General features: G+C 73.1%; 3 protein-coding genes and 1 pseudogene. All 4 read right to left on the bottom strand.

Annotated features, from left to right (window positions below; genetic code table 11):
• Positions 1–98 (bottom strand): annotated as a pseudogene (locus tag AB0J06_RS26250) (trypsin-like peptidase domain-containing protein); the annotation flags it as partial.
• 13 nt (positions 99–111) lie between these two features.
• Positions 112–1,578 (bottom strand): NADH-ubiquinone oxidoreductase-F iron-sulfur binding region domain-containing protein, encoded by a 1,467-nt coding sequence (locus AB0J06_RS26245; protein WP_357432333.1) that lies wholly within the window; start codon positions 1,576–1,578, stop codon positions 112–114.
• Positions 1,575–2,873 (bottom strand): hypothetical protein, encoded by a 1,299-nt coding sequence (locus AB0J06_RS26240; protein WP_357432331.1) that lies wholly within the window; start codon positions 2,871–2,873, stop codon positions 1,575–1,577. Before AB0J06_RS26240 ends, AB0J06_RS26245 begins: the two co-directional genes overlap by 4 nt.
• Before the next feature lie 330 nt (positions 2,874–3,203).
• Entirely contained in the window at positions 3,204–3,854 is a 651-nt protein-coding gene (locus AB0J06_RS26235) for a hypothetical protein (protein ID WP_357432329.1), read from the bottom strand.
• Positions 3,855–4,157: the final 303 nt, after the last annotated feature.

The raw sequence follows: 4,157 nt of genomic DNA, 5'->3' as shown, positions 1-4,157 counted from the left end.
GCCGTGTTCACCCCGATCACCTCACCGCGGGCGTTGACCAGCGGTCCGCCGGAGTTCCCCGGGTTGATGGAGGCGTCCGTCTGCACCGCAGCGGACCGTCCGCGGCGGCGATCAGGCGTCGGTCAGCCGCAGTGCGAGCGCGGGGCACATGCTGATGGCCTTACGGGCGCCGGGTTGAAGCCAGGGCGGCACCGGCGCCGGCGGGAACGCCGGGAACCCGTTTCCGTCGAGCTGGATCAACTCGGGGACGACGTGCGCGCAGAGACCGTGCCCGTCGCAGCGCGTCCAGTCCACCGTCAGCCGCGGACCGCCGCCGGCGTCGAGCTTCGCCGGGATCGGCAGCACCCCCTTCACCTTCTTGCCGCAGCCGTCTCCGCCGGCGTGCGCGGCGATGTCGGCGGCGAACACCTCCAGCGCCGAGGTGGCGAAGCGCGCCGTGCCGTCCGGATGGCTGCACGCGCCGCGCCCCTTCACGACACCGGCGGCGGCCCGCACCACGTCCGGGGCCGCGCCACCGGCGGCGATCCCGTCGACCGCCCGGGCCAGATCCGGCAGGCCGAGCCGGCACGGTCCACATTGACCGGCGGACTCGCCGGCCAGGTAGCGCACCACCCGGGCCGCCTCCCCGAGCGGACAGGTGCGGTCGCCCAGAGGGATCATGATGCCGGCGCCGAGCGTCCCACCGTTCGCCATCAGGCTCTTGCGGGAAACCTCCGCCCGCGCCACCGCCTCCGGGGTCATCCACTTGCCGTGGAACCCGCCGGTCAGCAGCCCCGGCCCGACCGGGGCCTGGCACATGCGCAGGACCTCGGCGAGCGGCGTGCCCGTCGGGCACTCCACGACGGCCGGCCGGGCGGCCGAGCCGGTCACCGTCAGCATGACGGTGCCCGGCTCGTCGGCGGTGCCGACTGCGGCGTACTCGTAGGGTCCGAGACGCGCGGCGATCGCCAACTGCGCGTACGTCTCGGCGTTGGAGAGCAGCGTGGGCAACCCGTTGACGCCGGTGTCGCTGGCCCGGACCTTGCGCCCCGGCGGGATGTGCGCCTCGCCGTTGATGCCGCGGACCAGCGCACCTCCCTCGCCGGAGATGAACCGGTGCGGCACGGTGACGATGCTGGTCTTGACCGGCATCCGCCGTTCGGCGAGCGCGGCCGCGAGCGATGCGCCGCCGACCCCGTCGTCGGCGATTCCGATGACGATCTCCTCGGCGTCGAGCGCGAAGCCGGCGAGCGCCGCGCCGTCCAGGATCAGGTGCGGGGCGCGGGTGAGCAGAACCTTGTCCTTCCAGGCCGCCGGCTCACCCTCGGTCGCGTTGACCACCACCACCGTCGGCTTGTCCTGCTTCGCGGCCGATTCGAGCACGGCCCTGATCTTCTTCGCGAACGGAAAGCCCGCGCCGCCCCGGCCCTGCAGGGCGATGGCATCGGTCAGCCGGATCAGGTCACTGGTGGAGAGCGGGCCGATCGGCCCGTGCACCTCTTCGTGCGCCAGCAGGTCGAGCCGGCCGAACTCGTCGAGCCCGGCGGTCAACCGCGGCACGCCGACGCAGGCGACGGGGGGAACCGACGCAACGCTCACTGTGCCTCGCCTCGCAGGCGGCTCCAGTACCCCGCGTCCACGTCGTCGCCGGACGCGCGCTTGCGACGCGCCGAACGGCTCGACGACGGGGCGCCCTCGGCCCGCAGAGCACGACGCGAGGCCAGGTCGACGAGGGTCGGGGTGTCATCGGGCGGAAGGTAGGTCGGCTCCGCGACGTACGACGCCGCCGGGCTGAACAGTTCATCGCGCTCCGGCACGTCGTCGCGGCTGTGCCGCCCGCCGCGGCGCCCGGTCTCCGCCGCCTCCGTCGGACGCTCGGGCGCCTCCCACGCCGGTGAGGCCGCGGCCGGACGCTCCTCCTCGGCGCGACGCTGGGGAACGGCGGGGACGCTGTACCGGCCGGAGCGGGTGGAGCCGACCTCCCGGCTCCGGTAGTCGCCGGCCGGCGCCCACGAGTCGATCATGTCGCCGCCCCCGGCGCGGACGTCGCTGAAGCGGGGCTGCGCGGGCTCCGTGCTGATCCGGACATCGCCGCCGCCCCGGCGGCGCCGCGAACTGGTCGTCGCGGTCACCGTGGGCTCAGCGGCCGCCTTGCCGACCGGCTGCATCGAGCCTGTCTGCGTGGTGAAGGCATCCCGGCGTCCGTAATTGACGGAGAGCCGGACCAGCAGCGCGACCGCGACCAGCAGCACGCAGACGAAGTAGCTCGCGGTGACCCAGGCCGCCGGCGGCCGGCCGGCGTTGAGCCCGTGCAGGAGGGCGACCGGCCAGGAGGCGTAGGCGGTGCTGTGCAGCGCCCGCCACATCCATGGCTTCCCGCCGAGGAAGCGTGCCCGGATGAGCCCGGTCCAGAAGACGCTCACCATCAGGAAGGCCGCGATGGTGCCGAAGCCGACGTAGAGGCCGCCGAGAAAGGGCACCAGCACGTCGATCGCCCCGACCCGACCGAGCGAGATCTGGGTCACGATGTGCAGGCCGAGGAAGGCCACCGCGAGGATGCCGGTGGTGCGGTGTGCCGCCTGGACCAGTACCCGGTGCGGCGCCCGCAGCACGATCCGGTCCGTGGAGAGCAGTCCACCCATCACGGTCAGGCTCAACGAGACCAGGGTGAAGACCCCGGCGTAGAAGTCCACGAAGAAGTAGATGTAGACGTAGGCGACGCGGCCTGTCGGGGTGAGCATCGAGACCGCCCAGAGCGAGGTCAGCACCGAGGCGGCCAACACCGCCAGTGACAACCTCGACGGCCGTCCCTTGACGCCGGTCACGGCGGTCCTCGGGATAGCGGATCGCTGGTTGAGCTTCGTCCCGGCCATACACTCCTCGATCTCCCGCATCGGTGCCACCAACGCGTCCCGCGTGGTCGGGCGCCATCCCGAACAACACGGTTACCGCTGTGCCTATGACGGTCGCGCCCGAGCCGTACCGTTGGCTCGCTCCGTGTCCGTCCCTCACCAACTACGTACGAAAGAGCCGGACGGATGAAGGTCTTGGCGATTGATTTCGCCGGCTACCGCGGACCCGGGTCGGCCCGCGGCCGCGACCGGTCCGACGGGCGGAAGACCCTGCGACGATGACGTGGCGTCACCGCGCGGTCACCGCACACGCGCCCCTCCGGTTCGCGTGCGGGGCGACGCGGAGGGGCGGCGGGGCCACGGACGGCCGGCTCAGGACCGCGTCGGGATACCGGGCGAGGCCGGTGCCGGTGCGATCGGTGCGGGCGACCCGATCCCCGGGGATTCGACACCGGGCGATTGGGCGCCCGGTGATTCTGCAGCCGGCGAGCCGGCGCCCGGGGATTCGGTTGAGCCCTCCTGAATGGACGGTGTGGTCGGCCGCGGCTCGGTGGGCTCCGGCGCGCCACCGACGCCGCCCGGTGTAACGCGGCACGCAGCGAGCGACTCCAGGCCGGCCGGCCGCTCGGCCTCGCGACCGATCGTCGTGGCGATCTCGTCGATCGTGGCGCGCCGCTTCTGCACGAGCGGCGCCAGGATCTCGGTGGCCACGAAGTTCGGTCCACCCCGTCCCTCGTTCGTCTCCAATCGCTGGTTCGCCTCGGCCACCTGCAGGTTCAACAGCGCGAGATTGCGCGTCACCTCGGCCTGCGCGGCGGCCGGAACGGGCGGTAACCGGTCGGCCACGACCGGGCACTGCACGGCCGGCGCGCCCGTGCCCCCGGTTTCGGCCGCCGCGACCCCGAGCCCGGCGCCGAGCATCAGCACGGCGCCGACCACCGTGCCGGCCACCTGCCACCGGCGCAGGCCGCGCGGATCGGGGTCAGCCCGGTGGTGTGTGGTGCGGGATGAACGTTGTGACATACGCCTGACAACCCAACCCTTCTGGGACAAGGTGCCGGTCGCCGCGCCGCTCGGTCGCGGGCTCACCGGTGGGCCGGGCGGCCCGCATCCGGCGCCCGCCCGAGCGCGGCGGCCACCGGATGCCCGGAGACATCGATGAGGCGGGACGTCAGTGAATCCCCCGCCTCACCCCTCCATACGGCGGGGCGGCGGTGATCGGTTCAACCCGCGTAAAGTCGCGCGGTGACCGAAATCCGGATGGATGTTGAGTTCGAGCACCCGCCGGAGCGCGTCTGGCGAACCATCACCGACCGGGAACTGCTG

Origin of the sequence: Micromonospora sp. NPDC049679, assembly GCF_040659735.1 — a bacterium.
GTDB lineage: Bacteria > Actinomycetota > Actinomycetes > Mycobacteriales > Micromonosporaceae > Micromonospora_I.
Note: the sequence above shows the minus strand (reverse complement) of the source record. Positions and strands in the feature narration are given on the sequence as shown.